The organism is Pseudomonas sp. B22129 (genome assembly GCF_044218875.1).
Lineage (GTDB): Bacteria > Pseudomonadota > Gammaproteobacteria > Pseudomonadales > Pseudomonadaceae > Aquipseudomonas.
The window spans coordinates 3,225,399-3,246,055 of sequence record NZ_CP162592.1 but is presented as its reverse complement, the minus strand read 5'-3'; the positions used below and the strand labels follow the sequence as shown (position 1 = coordinate 3,246,055).

Sequence of the window (20,657 nt, the reverse complement as noted above, 5' to 3'; positions counted from 1 at the left end):
AAAGATTGAAGACCCGCACTACAAGCCCCGCCAAAACGCTCAAATAGCCTGTTCCAGAGGCCTCCCGCTTGCACCTCCCCCTTCAGCAACCCAGCATCTTCCTTGCACATCCCCCATTTCGCCCGGCCTGAATAATCGTTTCCGCAATTAATGTAACAACAAATAGACATTTGGTAATGATTCTCGATAGTATCCCGCCGCCTCTCACTCAGGCTTACGGATAAGGAGTTCAACATGATGAACGGGAACAGCAGGACGCCGGAAAAATCATTGCTTGAGCGTTGGGGCGAAGCACTCGCCACACCGCAGTTCCAGGCCAGCCACATCACCCTCGATTCTTTGATCAGTACCTTGGCCCCCGCCGCTGAGCGCAGCTTCCAACGCCTGATCCAGGCACTCTTCCGGGAAGGCCTGCTGGCACCCGGCGCTCGCGCCTGCGACGAGCACGGCCAATGTTGGCTGACGCTGCCTGACCAAACCCGCCTGCGCTTCGACCATCTGCGCCCTGGCCGCATGGCAAACTGGGACCTGCGCGGCGAGGTCACCGCCCTGCGTGACGATCAGCCCGAACAGAAGATTCAATTCCCGTCGCAATTATTGTCACTGCTCAACAGCGCGCTAGAATCGCCCGCAGATCCGCAAGTCCTGAGCCGCCTTAACACCGAGATCGACGATAGCTTCGTCAACGACACCTTGTGCCTGGCGTTTCACCAGCAATGGTCGGTCAAGCTGCATGCCGCGATGGCCCCGGAGCATCAGGACAACCTGCTGATCCATCTCAAGAACGATCCAGACGTTACCAATCCCACTTCCGTGCTTGAACAATGGGGCACGCTGGGCCATCCCTGGCACCCCAACTACAAGACCAAGCTGGGCCTGGCGACCGATCAGGTCATCGATTTCTCGCCAGAGTTCGAAGCGCGCTTCCCGGTGTTCCTGTGCGCGCTGCATCGCCAGTACGCGCATGTTGAAGCCTTGGCCGGCACCGCCGATTACTGGCCGTGGTGGAGCAACCATTTCCCGCAGGCGGCCCAGCAATTGACCGCAACACTGGCCGCCCAAGGCCTTGAAGCGAGCGACTACCTGCCCCTGCCCGCTCACCCTTGGCAGGCCCGCCAGGAATTACCGCAACTGTTCGCCAATGAAATCGGCGACAAGCTGCTGGTGCTGACCGATATTGTCGCCTTCACCGCCCACCCCACCATGTCCTTCCGTACCGTGCTGCCGGAAGGCCGCTGCGACGCGCCGATGGTCAAACTTCCGGTGTCGCTGCGCCTGACCAGCGTGCAGCGCACCGTGTCGCCGCGTTCGGCGCGCATGGGGCCGCGAATCAGCCATCTGCTGTTGACGATCCTGGAGCGCGAGCCTGAGCTTCAGAAAATCCTCAGCATCGTTCCCGAGCGGATCGGCGTGCATTTCAAGCCACACCCCGCCAATGACGAGCATTCCCGGCACCTGGGCGTACTCTATCGCGACAACCCCCAAAGCCTGCTCCAACCCGGCGAAATGGCCGTGCCGGTGGGCAGCCTGTTTGCCATCGATCAACACGGGCATCCGTTGCTGAGGCAGTGGGTTCGCCTGAGCCAGGGCCGGGAAGACGCGCAGGCCATGCTCGCGTTCTTGCGTGACTATGCCGCCATCGCCGTGCCCGCCCTGCTGGGCATGTACCTGCGCTATGGCGTGGCGTTCGAGGCGCATCAGCAGAATTCCTTCATGGTCATGGCTGCCGACGGGCAATTGAGCCGCCTGCTGTTGCGCGATTTCGGTGATATCCGCATCGACCGTAAAACCCTGCACGCCCATGGCCTGGACATTGAACTGCACGACCCGAAGATGACCCTGTACGACGACGCAGGCTTCGTTCGCGACAAGCTGCTGCACACGGTGTTCATGTGCCACCTGGGCGAATTGGTATTGCTTGGCGCGCGTCATTTCGACATCCCCCAGGCATTTCTCTGGAATGAACTGTCGGCGCAGGTCAGCCAGTGCTTCGACGATGTGCGCAGCTCGGTCGATCCCCAGCGCTGGGAGACCGAACGCGAAGCCCTGCTGGTGCAGGACTGGCCGGCCAAATCGTTCATGCGCATGCGGCTACTGGAAAGCCATGCCGATATCGTCGGGCGGCTGCCCAACCCGCTGAGCGCCGCCGCCAATGCAGGCTAACCACACCGCACTGCGGCTGCTGGTGGTGATTCAGTTGGTGTCGATGGGGGCCATGGAAATGAGCGGCCCGTTCTGGCCGCTGCAAATCCAGAAGCTGCTTGGCGCTGCCAACGCCCACTACACCGGCCTGTTATCGTCACTGGTGTATGCCGGGCCGATGATGGCGGCGATGGTCCTCACGCCCATGTGGGGGCGACTCGGCGACCGTACCGGCCACAAGCCAATGATCATCCGTGCGCTGCTGGCATTGGCGGCGTGCCAGGCACTGGCTGCCATCACCTTCGATCCGTGGCTGCTGGTGGCCATTCGCGTGGCGCAAGGCGCACTGGCGGGGTTTATTGCGGCGGCCCAAGCCTATGCGCTGGCCTGCTGCGGGGACGGCGGGCGCGGACACATTCTGGCCCGGCTGCAATCGGCCACCGCCGTGGGCTCGCTGGCCGGGCCGGTTCTGGGCGGCTGGTTGATGGACGTTTCAGGCTTTGCCTTGCTCTGCTACAGCGCCACTGCCGTGTGCCTTTTGTGCGCAGTGATCAGCGTGTTCCTGCCCAGCGACTCACCGCGATCACGACCACTCACCGCCTCAAAACCCGGCGCACTGCCCAAAGGCTGGCTCGGCGCAATGCTGGGCATCATCGTGTTGATCCAGGCCGCCAAGATGATGCCCCAACCGTTTTACGCCCTCTACGTCGCCGACGTTTTGCACGCGCCTGCGTGGCTGATCGGCGCCAGCTACGCCGCCAGCGCACTGACCCTGGCGTTGTCCGCTCCGTTGTGGGGCCGCCTGTTTGACCGCCATCAACCCGCACACACGCTGCGCATCATCGAGTGGGTCACGTGGTCCTGCGCCTTGACGCTGGCCTTCACGGCGCTGGCCAGCGAATGGCTGGGGTTTCTCGCCAGTCGGCTGTTGTGGGGGGTGTGGCAGGGGGCGTTGCTGCCGGTCGCCTACACCTTGATCGCCAACACCGTTGCGCCGGCCCAGCAGGGTTTCGCCCTCGGCCTGGGCAACAGCGCGGCCAAGGCTGGGGCGTTGTGCGGGGCGTTGATCGGCGGAGTCGGCATGGGAATGGTCGGCCTGGGGCACAGCTTCTGGCTGGTCGCACTGACGTATGCCCTCGCCGCCGTGGGCATCCGCGCCATCCGTTCGTTCACCCGAACACCCGAGGCATCCGGTTTTTCTGTCAATACTTCTAATAACTCAAAGGCAAGTTCATGACCAAATCACAATGGGCAGTTCTGCTGCCGCTTCTCGGATCGTTCAGCGCCCCCGCCTGGGCTGATCAACCTGAGGACACGCAGGCAGCGCCCGCCAACCTGCAACTACAGGCCACTGTGGTCTCGGCCACACGCAATGAAACCAGCATTGCGCAGATTCCAGGCTCCGTGCAGGTGATCAACGAAGAGCAGATCCGCCAGCAGGCGGCTGCCGGCCGCCGCGTTGCGGATATCCTCGGCCAATTGGTACCGGGCATTGCCCCCTCCAGTGGCGGCATGAGTAACTTCGGCCAGACGCTGCGCGGGCGCAACACACTGATCCTGATTGATGGCGTGTCCCAAAACGCCACGCGCGATAACTTCCGCCAGCTCAACAGCGTGGCCCCGGAAAGTATCGAGCGCATCGAAGTGATTTCCGGCGCCAGCAGTGTCTACGGCGCGGGCGCATCAGGCGGCATCATCAACATCATCACCAAGCGCAACAAGGGTGAAGACCTGGCGTTCAGCAGCAAGATCGGCATGACCACCGGCAACAACTTCAGCCACAAAGGGTTCTCTTACGACGCCTTCCAAAGCGCCACCGGCCGCAATGGCCCCGTGGACTGGTACCTTTCGGGCAACACCGTGCAACGCAACGACCAGTTCGACGGTAACGGCAAGCGCATTCCCCAGGACACGTCCCAGGGCAGCAACATGGACACCGACACCTACGACCTGCAAGGCCGCTTCGGCTACGAGCTGGATGACGACAAGAAGATCAGCCTGTCGCTGCAAGACTACAAAGACGAACAGGACACCCGTTACACCAAGAACCCACGCATCACAGGCACCGCCGTCGCGGTAAAAGGCCTGGACCTGGACGATCAACCGTTCACCCATAACCAGGCGGTCAACCTCAACTACGCCGACAAGGATTTCTACGGCCAGGGCTTGCAGGTTGAAAGTTACTGGCGGCGTGCCGACGCGCTGTTTTTCCCGGACCTGTCCCGGGGCCGCGCCGGGGTCTCCGACAACAACAGCGTGCAGGATGTGTATGGCCTGCGTGCAGCCATCGATACGCAAATGCCGGACATCGGCCGAGCGACCGGCAACCTGGTCTGGGGCGCCGATTACGATCACGAAACCTCACGCCAGCGCGGCGACCAATACCGGGTCAACGGCCTGAGCTATACCAAGACCGGCACCACCTTCGAACTGGGCCCGGACATTGCGACCACCACCAAAGCCATTTTCGGCCAGCTGTCCTACGACATCGATGACTGGACCCTGCGCGGCGGTGTGCGTCGCGAGTGGATTCAGAGCGAAGTGTCCGACAGCATCGCTTATGGCGAAATCGTCCAGACCGGCAATCGCGCAACACTGCCGGGCGGTACGCTCAAATACGATGACACCCTCTATAACCTCGGGGCGGTGTATCACCTGAGCGAAAACCAGGACGTGTTTTTCAACTTCAGCCAGGGCTTTTCCCTGCCGGATATCCAGCGTTTCCTGCGTGACGTGAACAGCAAGTACGACATTCAAAACCTGAATGCCCAGGCGCTCAAAGTCGACAGCTACGAGCTGGGCTGGCGTGGCAACTGGGACAAGTGGCTCGCCAGCGTCACGGCGTATGAAAACACGTCGGACGTGACCCAGTTCTATGATGCCAATGATCGCGTGTTGCGCCTGATCAATCAAAAAGAGCGCGTGCGCGGTGTCGAAACGACCCTGACCTACAACGTGACTGACCAGTGGTCGGTGGGCGGTACTTATGCCTACGCCAAGGGTGAAACCCGCCAGAACGGCCAATGGATCGACCTGCCTGCCACGCGCATCTCCCCGGCCAAAACCACCGCCTTTATCGGCTATGACCGTGGCGACTACAGCCTGCGCTTGCAGGGCATGCGCCTGGATGACTATGACGCCGCGTTCAAGGACAACAACGGCCGCGATATCAAAGGCTACACCCTGGCCGATTTGCTCGGTTCGGTGAGGCTGCCGGTCGGTCGTCTCGAAGGTGCGGTGTACAACCTCACAAACCGCAACTACCAGAACATGTTTGCCCAGGCCAACGCCCGCGCGCCGTACCCGAATGCCGAAGGTCGGACCTTCAGCGTGAGTTACGCCGTGGATTGGTGATCGGCTGGCTAAGCGACAGAACAGGTAAACAGCCACCGTGGCGAGGGAGCTTGCTCCCTCGCCACGGTGGCTGTTTACCCTTATCCAGGGGGAATTACGCAGGACACCGCTGTTGTTTCCAGCGGCTTACCACATCAGGTCATCAGGGATCTGGTAGGCAGCGTACGGATCATCCTCATCCGGCACTTGTGTCTCGGTCAGGAGGTTGAGCTGCACGATACGCTCCGGTGCACGCTCCTGGATTTTCAGCGCAGCCTCACGGGGGATCACCTCGTAACCGCCACCGTGGTGCACGATTGCCAGGGAGCCGTTGCTCAGCTTGTTGCGCATCAACGTGTTGACCGACAGGCGCTTGACCTTCTTGTCATCCACGAAGTTGTAGTAATCCTCGGTGGTCAGCTTCGGCAGGCGCGAGGTCTCGATCAGTTGCTTGACCTGGGCGGTGCGGGCCTTGGCCTCGGCTTTTTCCTGCTGCTGACGGTTCAGCTCCTGATCGCGCTTGACCTTCTCGGCCTGCGCCTCAGCCGCCAAGCGTGCCTGGGTGTCGTCCGCCTCGATCTGGCCTTTGTGGACCAGGCGCTGCTGTTTCTGTTTCTCTTTGCCGACCTGCTTGGCCTGCTTCTGGTTGACCAGCCCTGCTTTGAGCAACTGGTCGCGAAGGGAAATGCTCATGGTGCTTACTCACTTTGGCAGCCGCTCAACCGCAGCTGGACATGTTCTTTTCCTGACGTTTGGCTTCGCCCCACAGGGCGTCCAACTCTTCGAGGGTGCAATCTTCCATGGGGCGACGGGTATCGCGCAATGCCTGTTCGATAAATCGGAAACGTCGTTCGAACTTGGCATTGGCGCCACGCAGCGCGGCTTCCGGGTCGACCTTGAGGTGACGAGCCAGGTTGACGGCGGCAAACAGCAGGTCGCCGACCTCATCAGCGATGGCCGCAGAATCGTTATCAGCCATGGCTTCGAGCACTTCATCCAGCTCTTCGCGCACGTTGTCCACCACCGGCAGCGCGGATGGCCAGTCGAAACCGACCTGGCTGGCGCGCTTCTGCAATTTGGCGGCACGGGATAAAGACGGCAAGGCGGTGGGCACATCATCAAGCAGGGACAATTGCTCCGGCGCGTCGGATTGTTCCGCACGCTCCTCGGCCTTGATCTGCTCCCAGCGTTCCTTGACCTGCTCCTCGCTCAGCTGCGGGATATCCAGCGGCGCATACAGGTCGCCCGTGGGGAACACGTGAGGATGGCGACGGATCAGCTTGCGCGTGATGCTGTCGATCACCCCGGCGAATTCGAAGCGCCCTTCTTCCCGCGCCAGCTGGCTGTAATACACCACCTGAAACAACAGGTCGCCGAGCTCGCCTTGCAGGTGATCAAAGTCACCACGCTCAATGGCATCGGCGACTTCGTAGGCTTCTTCAAGGGTATGCGGCACGATGGTCGCGTAGGTTTGCTTGATGTCCCACGGGCACCCGTATTGCGGGTCGCGCAGGCGGTTCATCAGGTGTAGCAAGTCATCTAGTGAATACATTGATCTCTATCCGCTGAAGATCAAATGTGGGAGCGGGCTTGCTCGCGAATACGGTGGATCAGTCACCCAATGTATTGACTGGTACACCGCATTCGCGAGCAAGCCCGCTCCCACACAAGCCCTACCACATTTTATTCCGCGCTCAGCCAGCTAATCATGGCGTACGATTACGCCGCGTCTCGATGATGTTCGGCAACTGCGAAATCCGCCCCAGCAACCGCCCCAATGCGTCCAGCCCCGGAATCTCGATGGTCAGGGACATCAACGCCGTGTTGTCCTCTTTGTTCGAGCGGGTGTTGACCGCCAGCACGTTGATCCGCTCGTTGAGCAGCACTTGCGACACGTCACGCAGCAAACCGGAACGGTCGTAGGCACGGATCACGATGTCCACCGGATAGGTGAGCACCGGCACCGGCCCCCAACTGACCTGAATGATGCGCTCCGGCTCACGCCCGCCCAGTTGCAGCACCGAGGCGCAATCCTGGCGGTGAATGCTCACGCCACGGCCCTGGGTGATGTAACCGACAATGGCGTCACCCGGCAACGGCTGGCAGCAGCCCGCTATTTGCGTCATCAGGTTGCCCACACCCTGAATCTGGATATCGCCGCGCTTGCCCGGTTTGTAGCCGGTAGCCTTGCGCGGGATGAGTTCCAGTTGCTCGCTGCCGCGCTCCGGCTCGACCAGTTGCTGCGCCAGGTTGACCAGTTGCGCCAGACGCAGGTCACCGGCACCGAGGGCGGCGAACATGTCTTCGGCAATCTTCATGTTGGCCTTTTCGGCCAGCTTGTCGAAGTCCACCTGCGGCAGGCCAAGGCGTGCCAGTTCGCGTTCGAGCAAGGTTTTGCCGGCGGCGACGTTCTGGTCGCGAGCCTGCAATTTGAACCAGTGGACGATTTTCGCCCGCGCCCGCGAGGTGGTGATGTAGCCCAGGTTCGGGTTCAGCCAGTCGCGGCTCGGCGTGCCGTGCTTGCTGGTGATGATCTCGACCTGTTCACCGGTTTGCAGGCTGTAGTTGAGCGGCACGATACGCCCGTTGATCTTGGCACCCCGGCAGTTGTGGCCGATTTCGGTGTGCACGCGGTAGGCGAAGTCCAGCGGCGTGGCGCCTTTGGGCAAGTCGATGGCGTGGCCGTCGGGGGTGAAGATGTAGACCCGGTCCGGCTCGATATCGACGCGCAATTGTTCGGCGAGGCCGCCGATGTCGCCCAGTTCTTCGTGCCATTCCAGCACCTGGCGCAACCAGGAGATTTTCTCTTCGTACTGGTTGGACCCGGCCTTGACGTCGGTGCCCTTGTAACGCCAGTGCGCGCACACGCCCAGCTCGGCTTCTTCGTGCATGGCGTGGGTGCGGATCTGCACTTCCAGCACCTTGCCTTCCGGGCCGATCACGGCGGTGTGCAGTGAGCGATAGCCGTTTTCCTTGGGGTTGGCGATGTAGTCGTCAAACTCTTTGGGAATGTGCCGCCACAAGGTGTGGACGATACCCAGCGCGGTGTAGCAATCGCGCATCTCCGGCACCAGCACACGCACGGCACGCACGTCGTAGATCTGGCTGAAGGCCAGGCCCTTGCGCTGCATTTTGCGCCAGATGGAATAGATGTGTTTCGCGCGGCCACTGATGTCGGCATCCACGCCGGTGGCCTGCAACTCGGAACGCAACTGGCCCATCACGTCGCTGATGAAGCGCTCACGGTCGAGCCGCCGCTCGTGCAGCAAGGTGGCGATTTGTTTGTACTGATCGGGTTCGAGGTAGCGGAAGGACAAGTCCTCCAGCTCCCACTTGATATGGCCGATGCCCAGGCGGTGCGCCAGCGGCGCGTAGATGTCGAACACTTCGCGGGCAACACGGTTGCGCTTCTCGTCGTCGGCGGTTTTTACCGCACGGATCGCACAGGTGCGTTCGGCGAGCTTGATCAATGCGACGCGCACGTCGTCGACCATCGCCACCAGCATCTTGCGCAGGTTTTCGACCTGGCCCTGGGTGCCCAGCACCATCGATTGGCGCGGGCTGAGGCTCGCGCTGATGGCGGCCATGCGCAGCACGCCATCAATCAACTTGGCGACCACGGCGCCGAAGCGCTGGCTGACCAGCGGCAACGCAATATGCCCTTCGCGCACGCCGCGATAGAGCACGGCGGCGATCAGCGAATCCTGGTCCAGCTTGAGATCGGCGAGGATCTCGGCGATTTCCAACCCGGTGCGAAAGCTTGAAGTGCCTTCGGCCCACAGGTTCTTGGCCGCATTGTCTTGTTGCTCCGACTCACGAGCGAACTCGCAGGCGGCCTTCAAGGCTTCACGGTCCAGTGCCGGGTCGACACTGACGGCATGATCCAGCCATGCCTCGAGATTGATACTGCCGTCGGTGTTGATCGGCTGGTGTGCTCTCACCTGTACCATCTTGCTTACCTTCCCTACGACGCACCTTCGATGCGCCAGAATTCATCGCCGACCTTCTACTGCTCCCTGGCAGATCACAGGCCCTGGAGACGACAGGCCGGTCGGATTAAACGGGCATCCTAGCCCGCTTCAAATAACGCCATGGCCTCGACATGCGCTGTTTGCGGAAACATGTCGAGGATCCCGGCACGCTTTAGCCGGTAGCCTTGCTTGACCAACTCAACCGTGTCCCGCGCCAGCGTGGCCGGGTTGCAGGACACATACACCAAACGCTTGGCCCCCAGCGTGGCAAGCTTACGCACAACGTCCAGGGCACCATCACGGGGTGGGTCCAAGAGTACCGCAGAAAAGCCCTGTTTGGCCCATTGTGCGTCAGTCAAAGGCTGGGACAAATCGGCCTGAAAAAACTGCGTATTATGCAAATTGTTGCTGACGGCATTCAGTGCGGCGCGGTCGACCATGGTCTGGACGCCCTCTACCGCCACCACTTCCCGCACCTGTTTGGCCAGTGGCAATGCAAAATTGCCCAGCCCGCAAAACAAGTCCAGCACCCGCTCTTCGGGCTGCGGCGCCAGCCATTCCAGGGCTTGGGCAACCATCGCTGCGTTGACCCCGGCGTTGACCTGCACGAAGTCACCCGGCCGGTACGCCAACTCAAGATCCCACTGTTCCAGGCGGAAGCCCAGAACGGAACCGGCCTCAACCGGCTCAGGCTGGCCCTCACCATGCAGCCACAATTGGGCTTCATGGAAGGCGCAAAATTCTTTCAATACCTGCAGGTCCGCCTCGGACAGCGGCGCCATGTGCCGCAACAGCACCGCGATGGACGTACCACTGAACAACTCCACATGCCCCAGGGCCTGCGGTTTGCTCAAGCGGCGCAACATGTTCGGCAAGCGCTGCATGATCGGCTGCAAGGCCTGTACCAGCACCGGGCAATCGTCGATGGCGACGATGTCCTGGCTGGCCACGGCGCGAAACCCGACTTCCAGATGTTTCGCCTTGGCGTCCCAACGCACGGCCACGCGGGCGCGGCGACGGTAGCCAAATTCCGGGCCACTCAAAGGTGCCGCCCACTCTTGCGGTTCGACACCCGCCACACGGGACAGTTGCTCGGCGAGCATGCGCTGTTTCAGGGCAAGCTGTTCAGCATGGGGCAAGTGTTGCACGCTGCAACCGCCGCAGCGGCCAACGTGGGCACAGGGTGCCGGGCGGCGCAGCTCGTTGGCCTTGAACACACGCTCGGTGCGGGCTTCGACCACTTTGCCATGAGCCCCCAGCACTCGCGCCTCGACCTCTTCACCGGCCAGCGCGCCATTCACAAACCAGGTACGGCCTTCGAAAAACACGATGCCACGGCCATCGTTGGCCAGGCGTTCAATGGTCAGGCGTTGTTTCTTGCCCACAGGAATCTGCGGGGCCCGGCTGCCGCCCGTCGGTTGGAAGCGCAGGCCTCTCTCGTGCTTGGCCATCAGTTGGGTTCGTCGAAGATGCCGGTCGACAAGTAGCGGTCGCCTCGGTCGCAGATGATCGCAACGATCACCGCGTTTTCCAGTTCTTTGGACAAACGCAACATACCGGCCACGGCGCCCCCGGAGGACACACCGCAGAAGATGCCTTCTTCACGGGCCAGGCGACGGGTGGTGTCTTCGGCTTCACGCTGGGCCATGTCGATGATCCGGTCCACGCGGGTCGCGTTGTAGATCTTCGGCAGATACTCTTCGGGCCAGCGACGAATGCCAGGAATGGCGGCACCTTCCATCGGTTGCAGGCCGACGATCTGGACGTTCGGGTTCTGCTCCTTGAGGTAGCGCGAATTGCCCATGATGGTGCCGGTGGTGCCCATCGAACTGACGAAATGGGTGATGGTGCCGCCGGTCTGGCGCCAGATTTCCGGGCCAGTGGTGGTGTAGTGCGCCTCGGGGTTATCACCGTTGGCGAACTGGTCGAGCACCACGCCACGGCCTTCGGCGGCCATGCGCTCAGCAAGGTCGCGTGCGCCTTCCATGCCTTCTTCCTGGGTCACCAGAATCAGCTGTGCGCCATAGGCGGTCATCGCGGCCTTGCGTTCGGCGCTGCCGTTGTCGGGCATGATCAGCACCATCTTGTAACCCTTGATTGCCGCGGCCATGGCCAGGGCGATCCCGGTGTTACCCGAAGTGGCTTCGATCAGGGTGTCGCCGGGCTTGATCTGCCCGCGCAACTCGGCGCGGGTAATCATCGACAGCGCCGGGCGGTCCTTGACGGAGCCGGCCGGGTTGTTCCCTTCGAGCTTGAGCAACAGGGTATTGCTGGTTTCACCCGCCATGCGTTGCAAGCGGACCAGGGGCGTGTTGCCGACGCAATCGGCGATTGTAGGGTACTGCAAGGTCATGGCGTATTCGCAATCCAGACTGCGGGGCGCACATCATACCGGGAAAGACTGGCGGGCCATATCACGCAAAGTGTGGTGCTTATGGTTTAAAGGAATAAGCGAAGGATGTGCTGGCTGAAGGGCGCCATCGCAGGCAAGCCAGCTCCCACATTTGAATTGCATTCGTCGATGGAAATGCATTCCCCTGTGGGAGCTGGCTTGCCTGCGATAGCCGCACCTCGGTGAACCGGCTAACCCTACCGCCCGTCGCCATGATTACGCTGAAACACCTCCTCCCCCATCGCCGCAATCTGCCCCTCGATCAACGCGTCGAAAGGTTTGAGCAACGGCGCAAATGAAGTGGGCGCCTCGAGCACCTCCAGGGCCTGAACAATCGCCTCCACCGTCGACAGGGCCCCCGGCCCCGGCGCCCTGCGCAGTCGATAGCGGGACTCGGCCCCCTCAGCGAGGGTCACACGAGGCAACGCCGCCAGCAACGGATTGAGGTGCAGCAATTTACGCGCCTTGCGCCAGGTGCCATCGGGGACCACCAGCAGCAGCGGCTGGTCACTGGGCGCATAAGCGTGCAGCGGCTGGGCATCGTCGGCGGGAAACAATAGCCGCGCCTGATAACCGGGCGGACTCAACAACCTCGCCAGGTCTTCAAACACCTCCCCCACCACCAACTGCGCATTGTTCAACCCCAACGCCGCCAGCCGTGCGGTATTCAGCGCATGGTTAACTTCACTGGGGTGCTGCAACAGCAACACACGGGTGCGGCTGTCGAGGCTCGGAATCAGCGGGCAAAGGCAGTGGGTAACGGGCCGCAGGCAGCGGGTACATTGGGGTCTGGGCATCATTTCAGGCCTGATTGAGCTGGGCTTTGAGCAAATCGCGGAAGGTCTGTATCAGCGGCTCGCGGCTGCGGCCACGGCGAATGATCATCGAGAATGGCGACTGGTAACCAAATGTCGCCGGCAGCAGCACCCGCAGGTCACCCTTGTCGGCCCAAGCCTGGGCGTAATGCTCGGGCAGGTAGCCGATGTAGGCGCCGGACAGCACCAGAATCAGCTGCGCCTCCATACTTTCAACAGTAGCGGCGCTTTGCTTGAACCCGTGACGCGCCAGCTCCGCCTGGCTCCAGTAACCGCGCCCGACCATACGCTGCTGGGTAATGACTTGCTCAGGAATACGCCGTTCATTGAATAAAGGATGCCGCGTGCTGCAATACAGCCAGTGCTGTTCGCGGTACAGCGGCATATAGATCAGCCCGCTCATGCGGTTGGAAAAGCAGCCGATGGCCAGGTCCAGGCGGTTGTCCTGCACGCCGAGTTGCAGCTCGTAAGGGCTCATCACCGACAAATGCAGGTGCACCGCCGGGTGCTCCAGGCTGTAGGCGCCAATCACTTCAGCGAACGGCAAGGCTTTATCGCTGACGGTGGAGTCGAGCACGCCCAGCTTGAGCGTGCCGCGCAACTCGCCTTTGAGTGCGGCGGCGTATTGCTCGAAACCTTCCAGCTCGCCGAGCAGGCGCAGCGTTTCCTGATGAAACAGCTCGCCTTTGCTGGTCAGGCTGAACCCGCCGCGACCGCGATGGCACAACACCAAGCCCAACGCCGACTCCAACTGGCTCATATACGTGCTAATGGCCGAGGTGGACAGGTTGAGCTCGTGCTGGGCATTGGCAAACCCCTGATGGCGCACGACGCTGACGAAGATGCGCAGGAGTTTCAGGTCGGGCAAGGCGTTGGCCATCGGTTCTCCAGCTACACCTGAGGCACCGCAACCCCAATGTGGGAGCTGGCTTGCCTGCGATAGCGGTGGATCAATAAAGGAAGGGGGGCTAGCAGACCGCTATCGCAGGCAAGCCAGCTCCCACATTTGAACGGAGTTTACCTCAGGCATTAGTTTAGAAAAATCTGAACTAAGTATTTGCGCCTGCCGATTCTTCCCGCTCCGGGCTTTTCGCAGAATCGGCCTCTAATAAACAAAACAACGATGAGGCACTCCCGTGGACAAGATTTTTCACCAACCACTGGGCGGCAACGAAATGCCGCGCTTCGCCGGCATCGCCACCATGATGCGCCTGCCCCACCTGCAAACGGCCAAAGGCCTGGACGCCGCCTTTATCGGCGTGCCGCTGGACATCGGCACCTCGCTGCGCGCCGGCACCCGTTTCGGGCCGCGTGAAATCCGCGCCGAATCCGTGATGATCCGCCCCTATAACATGGCCACCGGTGCCGCTCCGTTCGACTCGCTGTCGGTGGCTGATATCGGCGACGTGGCGATCAACACCTTCAACCTGCTCGACGCCGTGCGCATCATCGAAGAAGCCTACGACGAGATCCTCGAGCACGACGTGATCCCGATGACCCTGGGCGGCGACCACACCATCACCCTGCCGATCCTGCGGGCGATCCACAAGAAACACGGCAAGGTCGGGCTGGTGCACATTGATGCCCACGCCGACGTCAACGACCACATGTTCGGCGAGAAAATTGCCCACGGCACCACCTTCCGCCGCGCGGTCGAAGAGGGTTTGCTGGACTGCGACCGTGTGGTGCAAATCGGCCTGCGCGCCCAGGGTTACACCGCCGAAGACTTCAACTGGAGCCGCAAACAGGGCTTCCGCGTGGTTCAGGCCGAAGAATGCTGGCACCACTCCCTCGCGCCGCTGATGGCCGAAGTGCGTGAGAAAGTCGGTGGCGGCCCGGTGTACCTGAGCTTTGATATCGACGGTATCGACCCGGCCTGGGCGCCTGGCACCGGTACTCCGGAAATCGGCGGGCTGACCACCATTCAGGCCATTGAAATCATCCGTGGCTGCCAGGGCCTCGACCTGATTGGTTGTGATCTGGTAGAAGTTTCGCCGCCCTACGACACCACCGGCAACACCTCGCTGCTCGGCGCCAACCTGCTGTACGAGATGCTCTGCGTACTGCCCGGCGTGGCGCACCGCTGATGAGCGCGCAAGCCGTGCTCAACGCCGCCGCCGGCCTGGTGTCGGCGTTCGCCCGCAATGACCGCGCCGCGTATTTCGGTGCATTCACCGCGGATGCCAGTTTTGTGTTTTACACCCTCCCCCAACCGTTGCTGAACCGCGATGCCTACCAGGCCTTGTGGGACAGCTGGCGCGCGGATGAGGGGTTCGAGGTGCTGTCGTGCACCTCGAGCAACGCTTTTGTCAGCCTGCAGGGCGACGTGGCGGTTTTTATTCATGACGTGGCCACCGAGCTGCGCATGAACGGGGAGCAATTCTTTAGCCAGGAGCGCGAGACCATTGTCTTCAAACGGCAAGGGTCTGGCACACAACAACAAGAAGGCCTGTGGCTGGCCTGTCACGAACATTTGTCCGCAATGCCGGAAGGGCTGCCGCCCCCTTAGCCAATGTGATCGGAGCTGATCATGAATAATAAAAACAACGATAAAAGTATTCGAAAGATTGAAACCAACGGGGTCGAACAGATCCCGGACCACGAACGTACCGCTGGCCCCAAGGACCTGTTCCGACTGATCTTCGGCGGCGCCAATACCTTTGCCACCGCGGTGCTGGGCTCGTTCCCGGTGCTGTTCGGCTTGTCGTTCCAGGCCGGTGTCTGGGCGATTGTGCTGGGCGTGCTGGTGGGCGCGCTGATCCTGGCGCCCATGGGCCTGTTCGGGCCGATCAACGGCACCAACAACGCCGTGTCTTCCGGTGCGCACTTCGGCGTGCACGGGCGGATTGTCGGCTCGTTTCTGTCATTGCTGACGGCGATTGCCTTCTTCTCACTGTCGGTGTGGAGTTCAGGTGATGCGCTGGTTGGTGGTGCGAAACGTCTGGTGGGCCTGCCTGAAACTGACCTGACCCTGGGCCTGGCTTACGGCCTGTTCGCCGTCCTCGTTCTCACCGTTTGCATCTACGGCTTTCGCTTCATGCTGTGGGTCAACCGCATTGCGGTGTGGGCGGCGAGCCTGCTGTTCCTGCTGGGTATCTTCGCCTTCGCCCCGGCCTTCGACAGCCACTTCGCCGGCACCGTCGCACTCGGCCAGACCGGTTTCTGGGCCGCGTTTATCGGCGCTGCGCTGGTGGCCATGAGCAACCCGATTTCCTTCGGCGCGTTCCTGGGTGACTGGTCGCGTTACATCCCCCGCGAAACACCGAAAATACGCATCATGGCGGCAGTGGTGCTGGCACAGATCGCCACCCTGATCCCCTTCCTGTTCGGCCTGGCCACCGCGACCATCGTGGCGATCAAGGCGCCGGACTATATAGCGGCCAATAACTATGTCGGCGGTTTGCTGGCGGTGGCACCGAGCTGGTTCTTCCTGCCGGTGTGCCTGATCGCAGTGATTGGCGGCATGTCCACCGGCACCACGTCGCTGTATGGCACGGGCCTGGACATGTCCAGCGTGTTCCCGCGCTTGCTGTCGCGGGTCAAGGCCACGTTGCTGATCGGTGTGATGTCGATTGCCTTCATCTTTATCGGACGTTTCGCCGCCAACCTGGTGCAGAGCGTGTCGACCTTCGCTGTGCTGATCATTACCTGCACGACGCCGTGGATGGTGATGATGATCATCGGCCTGATCGTGCGTCGCGGCTTCTACTGCCCGGATGACCTGCAAGTGTTCACCCGCGGTGAAACCGGCGGGCGCTACTGGTTCAGCCATGGCTGGAACTGGCGCGGGCTGGGGGCCTGGATCCCGAGTGCGCTGGTGGGCCTGTGCTTCGTCAACCTGCCGGGTCAGTTTGTCGGGCCGCTGGGCAACCTGGCCGACGGCATCGACATCAGCCTGCCGGTGACGCTGGGACTGGCGTCGGTGGTGTACCTGACCTTGCTTCGCGTGTTTCCGGAACCGGCCGCTGTCTACGGCCCCGCCTTTGTGGCGAGGGAGCTTGCTCCCGCTGGGCTGCGTAGCGGCCCTATAAAAGCCGGCTCCAGCTTCGCTGTCGAGCGGGAGCAAGCTCCCTCGCCACAACAAGCCTCTTCACCACAATAAAAAGATAATCGGAGAACCGCCGTCATGGCTTTGGATTTATTCGTCGTACTCATCTACGCCGCCGGCATGCTCGTGCTCGGCTATTACGGCATGCGCCGCGCCAAGACCCACGAAGACTACCTGGTCGCCGGGCGTAACCTGGGCCCGTCGCTGTACATGGGCACCATGGCCGCCACGGTATTGGGTGGTGCATCCACCGTCGGCACCGTACGCTTGGGTTACGTGCACGGCATTTCCGGCTTCTGGCTGTGCGCCGCGCTGGGTGCAGGGATCATTGCGCTGAACCTGTTCCTGGCCAAGCCGCTGCTGAAGCTGAAAATCTTCACCGTGACCCAGGTCCTGGAAAAACGCTACAACCCTATGGCCCGCCAAGCGAGCGCGGTGATCATGCTGGCCTACGCCTTGATGATCGGCGTGACCTCGATCCTCGCCATCGGCACCGTGCTGCAAGTGCTGTTCGGCCTGCCGTTCTGGATCTCGGTGCTGCTCGGCGGTGGCGTGGTGGTGGTGTATTCGACCATCGGCGGCATGTGGTCGCTGACCCTGACCGACATCGTGCAGTTCGTGATCAAGACCGTGGGGCTGATGTTTATCTTGCTGCCGATCTGCCTGTACCGCGTCGGCGGCTGGGATGAGTTGGTGGCCAAACTGCCTGCGTCGAATTTCAGCTTCACCGAAATCGGCTGGGACACGATCATCACCTACTTCATGATCTACTTCTTCGGCATCCTGATCGGCCAAGACATCTGGCAGCGCGTGTTCACCGCGCGTGACGAAAAGGTCGCCAAATACGCAGGCACGTTCGCCGGTTTCTACTGCATCCTTTACGGCCTGGCGTGCGCGCTGATCGGGATGGCCGCCCACGTGCTGCTGCCAGACCTGGACAACGTCAACAACGCTTTCGCCGCCATCGTCAAAGCCTCGCTGCCGGACGGCATTCGCGGCCTGGTGATTGCTGCTGCACTGGCCGCGATGATGTCCACCGCCAGTGCCGGCTTGCTCGCCGCCTCCACCGTACTGACCGAAGACCTGTTGCCGCGCCTGCGCGGCGGTAAACAGTCGAGCCTGAACATCAACCGCCTGTTCACGCTGCTCACCGGCATCGCCGTACTGGGTATCGCGCTGGTGGTAAACGACGTGATCAGCGCCCTGACCCTGGCCTACAACCTGTTGGTGGGTGGCATGCTGATTCCGCTGATGGGGGCGATTTTCTGGAAGCGCGCGACCACATCGGGGGCGATTGCGTCGATGACACTCGGCTTTGTGACGGCGCTGGTGTTCATGTTCAAGGATGGGTTGGACGCGAACACGCCGATCTACTACAGCCTGGCGGTTGGCCTGGTCAGTTTTGTGGTGGTGAGTTTGCTGTCGCGCAGCCCCCAGGCCGAGGCGGCCCGGGCGATTTGATGACTGACAGGGTTTAAAGCGGTTTCTTCAGCGGGTGTGGCGTCGGATGCCACACCCGTTTTTTTGTCATTCGGTGCTACGGCTTGACGCCTTCGAACAAATCGCCGCAGTCATTGCAGCCAAAATACTGCTCGGTTGCCAGGCATTCAATCTGCCCCGTCCCACCCGCCCTCACCTCCCAGCTACACGCCTGCCCCTGAAACTTCAAAGTGCCCTCAAGGTAGCAAGGCGCCCAGTCGTATTCGTTGTGCAGCGTTCGGGCATCGATTTGCTCGGCACGCCTGAAAAAGGCCACAACCTGTTGCTCATTCAATCCAACATCTGACGGGCGGCAGCGCTCAGGCTCTTCGGATTGAAAGCGGCTAATGGATATCTCACTGAAATCTTGAGGGGCGGGCGAACATCCCGCTATCAGCACGCTCAACGAAAGACACACGCCCCTCATTGCCACACCGCACTGCTGGCTTCGCCGGGGTGTTTGTAAGAGATTTGCGGGTGCGTGTAAACATCTGCCGAGGTCAGACCGTAGTGACCGAACAACGCTGAGACCAGCCACTGAAGGGACTGGTTCTGCATAGCCGTAATGGCCTCGTACCGGGCTGCATCCAAATGTTTGCCGACCAACTCGATACCCAAAGAATCCGAATTCATCGGGTATCGCTCAGGGTAGTTCTTTGTGCGCTCGTGGCGATCCAAAGCCCGGATCTGCAACGTCCACGAAAGTGTATGAATTCTGGTCATTTGAGCAGCGTCGCAAGACGCCTTATCAACGGCCATGCATTTTGATCGAATGAACCGCCCAACGTGAAAGCAGCGCTTTTTCATACTGGCGGTCTGGTAAATCACACCATTTTTTTCGATTAGAAAATGAGCCCCATTCCCTTTGGAGCGGTAGCCATTGAACGTGTGCTCTGCAGTCGATGCATCCGTCTGGTGGACTACCAACGCACTGACGCTGCGCAAATCACCCTGCTCAATCGTTTTAAATCGACGATGTTCGACCTTGCCGGAAATCAACATTCCTTCGCTATCCATGCTCGACATATCAACGCCTTTCCTCCATGAGAAGACGAAAATATAGAAGGTCGAACGGGGAAAAAGATCAGATGACGAAACAACAGGAAGGGTCCGACATCGGGTCTCGATTCGTCGGACGTTGAGAGATGGCTGGTGGTAAAGGAGGGCTGCGCCTGAGTTACAGGGGTCCACCTGGCCCCTGAACAACAATCCACCTCGTTAGCGCTCACACAACCGAACCCAGGATCGTATGAGCGCTTCAGAATTTACCTGCGACGCGGCCGGCGCTGCTCGTCATCCGTGCGAATCGGCACCGGTTGCAGCGGAGGCTCGATCAGGCCCAGCGCAACGCCGAGGTCGTGGAGCCAGTTTTGAATTTTCTCTTTCATGGTTGCCCCCTTTGAGGGTGGTGCGAGTCGGCGAGGGTTGTGTCGCCTTTTCCTACAGTGATAGTAGCCCTAAGTCCTACGTAATGCTTGAACGAAACCACAACGAACTATTACTGGATTGATCAGAATCCTGACGGATCGTTCAAGCAATTGCGCGTGCGTCTTGCAGGAACTCGGCCTTGTCTTCTTGCTGCAGGTCGATCCATGCGTTGAGGTTAGCGCCGAGCATACCCTTTCGCCACATCAGCCAGGTGGTAGCAGTGGCAAAAGGCCCGGTCAGGGGATGAACGGACACGCTGTCCTTGCCGGGCAGGCTGTCGAGCATGGATTCGGACATCAGTGCCACGCCGGAACCGGCGATCACGCAGGCAAGCATGCCTTGATAGGACTCGATCTCAATGGCCCGGCCCATGGCCACGCGATCGTGGGAAAACCAGGTTTCCAACCGCGCGCGGTACGCGCAGCTGCGACGAAAGGTAAACACCGAACGCCCGGCCACATCTTGCGGCCCGCGTACCGGCGGGTGATCGGCCTCGCAAATCAGCACCAGCCGCTCTTCGCACAGCGCAACGCCGTCAAGGGAAGCAATGGTAATCGGGCCATCCACGAAGGCAGCGTCCAGCCGGCCGGTAATCAAACCTTCGAGCAGTTCACCACTGGGCGCCGATTGCACCTGAAGGTTCACCATCGGATAGGCCTTGTGATAGCGCGCCAACAGCTTGGGCAGATGCACCGCAGCCGTGCTGTACATGCTGCCCACTACAAAATCCCCGGCCGGTTGCCCGCCCTGCACCGCGCCGTGGGCTTCGTCGTGCAGCGCAAGCAGGCGGGTGCTGTAGTCCAGCAGCACTTTACCCGCAGGAGAAAGCTGCAAGCGCTGGCGCTCTCGGACGAACAGCTCTACGCCCAATTGCTCTTCCATCTGCTTGAGCCGCGTCGACAGGTTCGACGGCACGCGGTGCAGCCGGTCAGCCGCGCGAGTGATGGAGCCCTCTTCCGCCACGGCCTGGAAAATGCGCAATTGACTGAACTCCATACCTTTCTCCAAAACTGAACAAGTTACTCACTATTATTCATTTTTACAGAAAG

Annotated in this window: 17 protein-coding genes; 7 read left to right on the top strand and 10 right to left on the bottom strand. The window is 61.0% G+C overall.

Annotation, left to right across the window (positions count from 1 at the left end; translation table 11 throughout):
* Window positions 1–237: 237 nt before the first annotated feature.
* The 3 genes from AB4P94_RS14920 to AB4P94_RS14910 are packed head-to-tail and all read left to right on the top strand — an operon-like array spanning window position 238 to window position 5,496.
* Window positions 238–2,163 (top strand): IucA/IucC family protein, encoded by a 1,926-nt coding sequence (locus AB4P94_RS14920; protein WP_395611333.1) that lies wholly within the window; start codon window positions 238–240, stop codon window positions 2,161–2,163.
* Complete coding sequence (locus AB4P94_RS14915) at window positions 2,153–3,379, top strand: MFS transporter (RefSeq protein WP_395611161.1); 1,227 nt, start codon at window positions 2,153–2,155, stop codon at window positions 3,377–3,379. The genes AB4P94_RS14920 and AB4P94_RS14915 overlap by 11 nt, the downstream gene beginning before the upstream one ends.
* Complete coding sequence (locus tag AB4P94_RS14910; protein ID WP_395611160.1) at window positions 3,376–5,496, top strand: TonB-dependent receptor; 2,121 nt, start codon at window positions 3,376–3,378, stop codon at window positions 5,494–5,496. Before AB4P94_RS14915 ends, AB4P94_RS14910 begins: the two co-directional genes overlap by 4 nt.
* Window positions 5,497–5,622: 126 nt before the next feature.
* On the opposite strand, the gene AB4P94_RS14905 is transcribed toward AB4P94_RS14910, so the two are convergent.
* From AB4P94_RS14905 to AB4P94_RS14875, 7 genes are all read right to left on the bottom strand, one after another.
* Complete coding sequence (locus tag AB4P94_RS14905) at window positions 5,623–6,168, bottom strand: DUF2058 domain-containing protein (protein WP_395611159.1); 546 nt, start codon at window positions 6,166–6,168, stop codon at window positions 5,623–5,625.
* Window positions 6,169–6,193: 25 nt separating this feature from the next.
* Complete coding sequence (gene mazG, locus AB4P94_RS14900; protein ID WP_395611158.1) at window positions 6,194–7,027, bottom strand: nucleoside triphosphate pyrophosphohydrolase; 834 nt, start codon at window positions 7,025–7,027, stop codon at window positions 6,194–6,196.
* Between the two features lie 154 nt (window positions 7,028–7,181).
* Window positions 7,182–9,425: a GTP diphosphokinase gene (gene relA, locus AB4P94_RS14895; protein WP_395611157.1), complete on the bottom strand. Its 2,244-nt coding sequence runs from the start codon at window positions 9,423–9,425 to the stop codon at window positions 7,182–7,184.
* A gap of 119 nt (window positions 9,426–9,544) precedes the next feature.
* Window positions 9,545–10,897 (bottom strand): 23S rRNA (uracil(1939)-C(5))-methyltransferase RlmD, encoded by a 1,353-nt coding sequence (gene rlmD / locus AB4P94_RS14890; RefSeq protein ID WP_395611156.1) that lies wholly within the window; start codon window positions 10,895–10,897, stop codon window positions 9,545–9,547.
* Entirely contained in the window at window positions 10,897–11,799 is a 903-nt protein-coding gene (gene cysM / locus AB4P94_RS14885) for a cysteine synthase CysM (RefSeq protein ID WP_395611155.1), read from the bottom strand. Before cysM ends, rlmD begins: the two co-directional genes overlap by 1 nt.
* Before the next feature lie 236 nt (window positions 11,800–12,035).
* Window positions 12,036–12,635 carry a tRNA-uridine aminocarboxypropyltransferase gene (locus AB4P94_RS14880; RefSeq protein ID WP_395611154.1) on the bottom strand — a complete coding sequence of 200 codons (600 nt, stop codon included), beginning with the start codon at window positions 12,633–12,635 and terminating at the stop codon, window positions 12,036–12,038.
* Between the two features lie 4 nt (window positions 12,636–12,639).
* Window positions 12,640–13,533: a LysR family transcriptional regulator gene (locus AB4P94_RS14875; RefSeq protein ID WP_395611153.1), complete on the bottom strand. Its 894-nt coding sequence runs from the start codon at window positions 13,531–13,533 to the stop codon at window positions 12,640–12,642.
* Between the two features lie 256 nt (window positions 13,534–13,789).
* Here AB4P94_RS14875 and speB point away from each other — a divergent pair, with 256 nt between their 5' ends.
* From speB to AB4P94_RS14855, 4 genes are read left to right on the top strand one after another with little or no spacing between them, the layout of a single operon-like run.
* The gene (gene speB, locus AB4P94_RS14870; RefSeq protein ID WP_033900672.1) at window positions 13,790–14,740 is read left to right on the top strand and encodes an agmatinase; all 951 of its coding nucleotides are present in this window, start codon (window positions 13,790–13,792) and stop codon (window positions 14,738–14,740) included.
* Entirely contained in the window at window positions 14,740–15,162 is a 423-nt protein-coding gene (locus tag AB4P94_RS14865) for a YybH family protein (protein ID WP_395611152.1), read from the top strand. Before speB ends, AB4P94_RS14865 begins: the two co-directional genes overlap by 1 nt.
* Window positions 15,163–15,183: 21 nt before the next feature.
* A complete protein-coding gene (locus AB4P94_RS14860; RefSeq protein WP_395611151.1) occupies window positions 15,184–16,755 on the top strand; it encodes a purine-cytosine permease family protein in 1,572 nt (523 codons plus the stop codon).
* A 24-nt stretch (window positions 16,756–16,779) separates the two neighbouring features.
* Window positions 16,780–18,162: a sodium:solute symporter gene (locus AB4P94_RS14855; protein ID WP_395611150.1), complete on the top strand. Its 1,383-nt coding sequence runs from the start codon at window positions 16,780–16,782 to the stop codon at window positions 18,160–18,162.
* Window positions 18,163–18,603: 441 nt separating this feature from the next.
* Here the strand turns inward: AB4P94_RS14855 and AB4P94_RS14850 are convergent, their stop codons facing one another.
* The 3 genes from AB4P94_RS14850 to AB4P94_RS14840 all read right to left on the bottom strand — a co-directional run bounded on the left by AB4P94_RS14850 (window position 18,604) and on the right by AB4P94_RS14840 (window position 20,604).
* Complete coding sequence (locus AB4P94_RS14850) at window positions 18,604–19,206, bottom strand: N-acetylmuramoyl-L-alanine amidase (RefSeq protein WP_395611149.1); 603 nt, start codon at window positions 19,204–19,206, stop codon at window positions 18,604–18,606.
* 239 nt (window positions 19,207–19,445) lie between these two features.
* Window positions 19,446–19,568 carry a PA1414 family protein gene (locus AB4P94_RS14845; protein WP_003193089.1) on the bottom strand — a complete coding sequence of 41 codons (123 nt, stop codon included), beginning with the start codon at window positions 19,566–19,568 and terminating at the stop codon, window positions 19,446–19,448.
* Window positions 19,569–19,710: 142 nt separating this feature from the next.
* Window positions 19,711–20,604 carry a LysR substrate-binding domain-containing protein gene (locus AB4P94_RS14840; RefSeq protein WP_395611148.1) on the bottom strand — a complete coding sequence of 298 codons (894 nt, stop codon included), beginning with the start codon at window positions 20,602–20,604 and terminating at the stop codon, window positions 19,711–19,713.
* Between the last annotated feature and the right edge of the window lie 53 nt (window positions 20,605–20,657).

Bases quoted from the DNA above. Each gene is read 5' to 3' on its own strand.
- AB4P94_RS14840 (WP_395611148.1), bottom strand. From the start codon at position 20,604: ATGGAGTTCAGTCAATTGCGCATTTTCCAGGCCGTGGCGGAAGAGGGC.
- AB4P94_RS14850 (WP_395611149.1), bottom strand. From the start codon at position 19,206: ATGTCGAGCATGGATAGCGAAGGAATGTTGATTTCCGGCAAGGTCGAA.
- AB4P94_RS14855 (WP_395611150.1), top strand. From the start codon at position 16,780: ATGGCTTTGGATTTATTCGTCGTACTCATCTACGCCGCCGGCATGCTC.
- cysM (WP_395611155.1), bottom strand. From the start codon at position 11,799: ATGACCTTGCAGTACCCTACAATCGCCGATTGCGTCGGCAACACGCCC.
- AB4P94_RS14920 (WP_395611333.1), top strand. From the start codon at position 238: ATGAACGGGAACAGCAGGACGCCGGAAAAATCATTGCTTGAGCGTTGG.
- AB4P94_RS14880 (WP_395611154.1), bottom strand. From the start codon at position 12,635: ATGCCCAGACCCCAATGTACCCGCTGCCTGCGGCCCGTTACCCACTGC.
- rlmD (WP_395611156.1), bottom strand. From the start codon at position 10,897: ATGGCCAAGCACGAGAGAGGCCTGCGCTTCCAACCGACGGGCGGCAGC.
- AB4P94_RS14915 (WP_395611161.1), top strand. From the start codon at position 2,153: ATGCAGGCTAACCACACCGCACTGCGGCTGCTGGTGGTGATTCAGTTG.
- AB4P94_RS14875 (WP_395611153.1), bottom strand. From the start codon at position 13,533: ATGGCCAACGCCTTGCCCGACCTGAAACTCCTGCGCATCTTCGTCAGC.
- mazG (WP_395611158.1), bottom strand. From the start codon at position 7,027: ATGTATTCACTAGATGACTTGCTACACCTGATGAACCGCCTGCGCGAC.
- AB4P94_RS14860 (WP_395611151.1), top strand. From the start codon at position 15,184: ATGAATAATAAAAACAACGATAAAAGTATTCGAAAGATTGAAACCAAC.
- AB4P94_RS14845 (WP_003193089.1), bottom strand. From the start codon at position 19,568: ATGAAAGAGAAAATTCAAAACTGGCTCCACGACCTCGGCGTTGCGCTG.
- AB4P94_RS14910 (WP_395611160.1), top strand. From the start codon at position 3,376: ATGACCAAATCACAATGGGCAGTTCTGCTGCCGCTTCTCGGATCGTTC.
- relA (WP_395611157.1), bottom strand. From the start codon at position 9,425: ATGGTACAGGTGAGAGCACACCAGCCGATCAACACCGACGGCAGTATC.
- AB4P94_RS14865 (WP_395611152.1), top strand. From the start codon at position 14,740: ATGAGCGCGCAAGCCGTGCTCAACGCCGCCGCCGGCCTGGTGTCGGCG.
- AB4P94_RS14905 (WP_395611159.1), bottom strand. From the start codon at position 6,168: ATGAGCATTTCCCTTCGCGACCAGTTGCTCAAAGCAGGGCTGGTCAAC.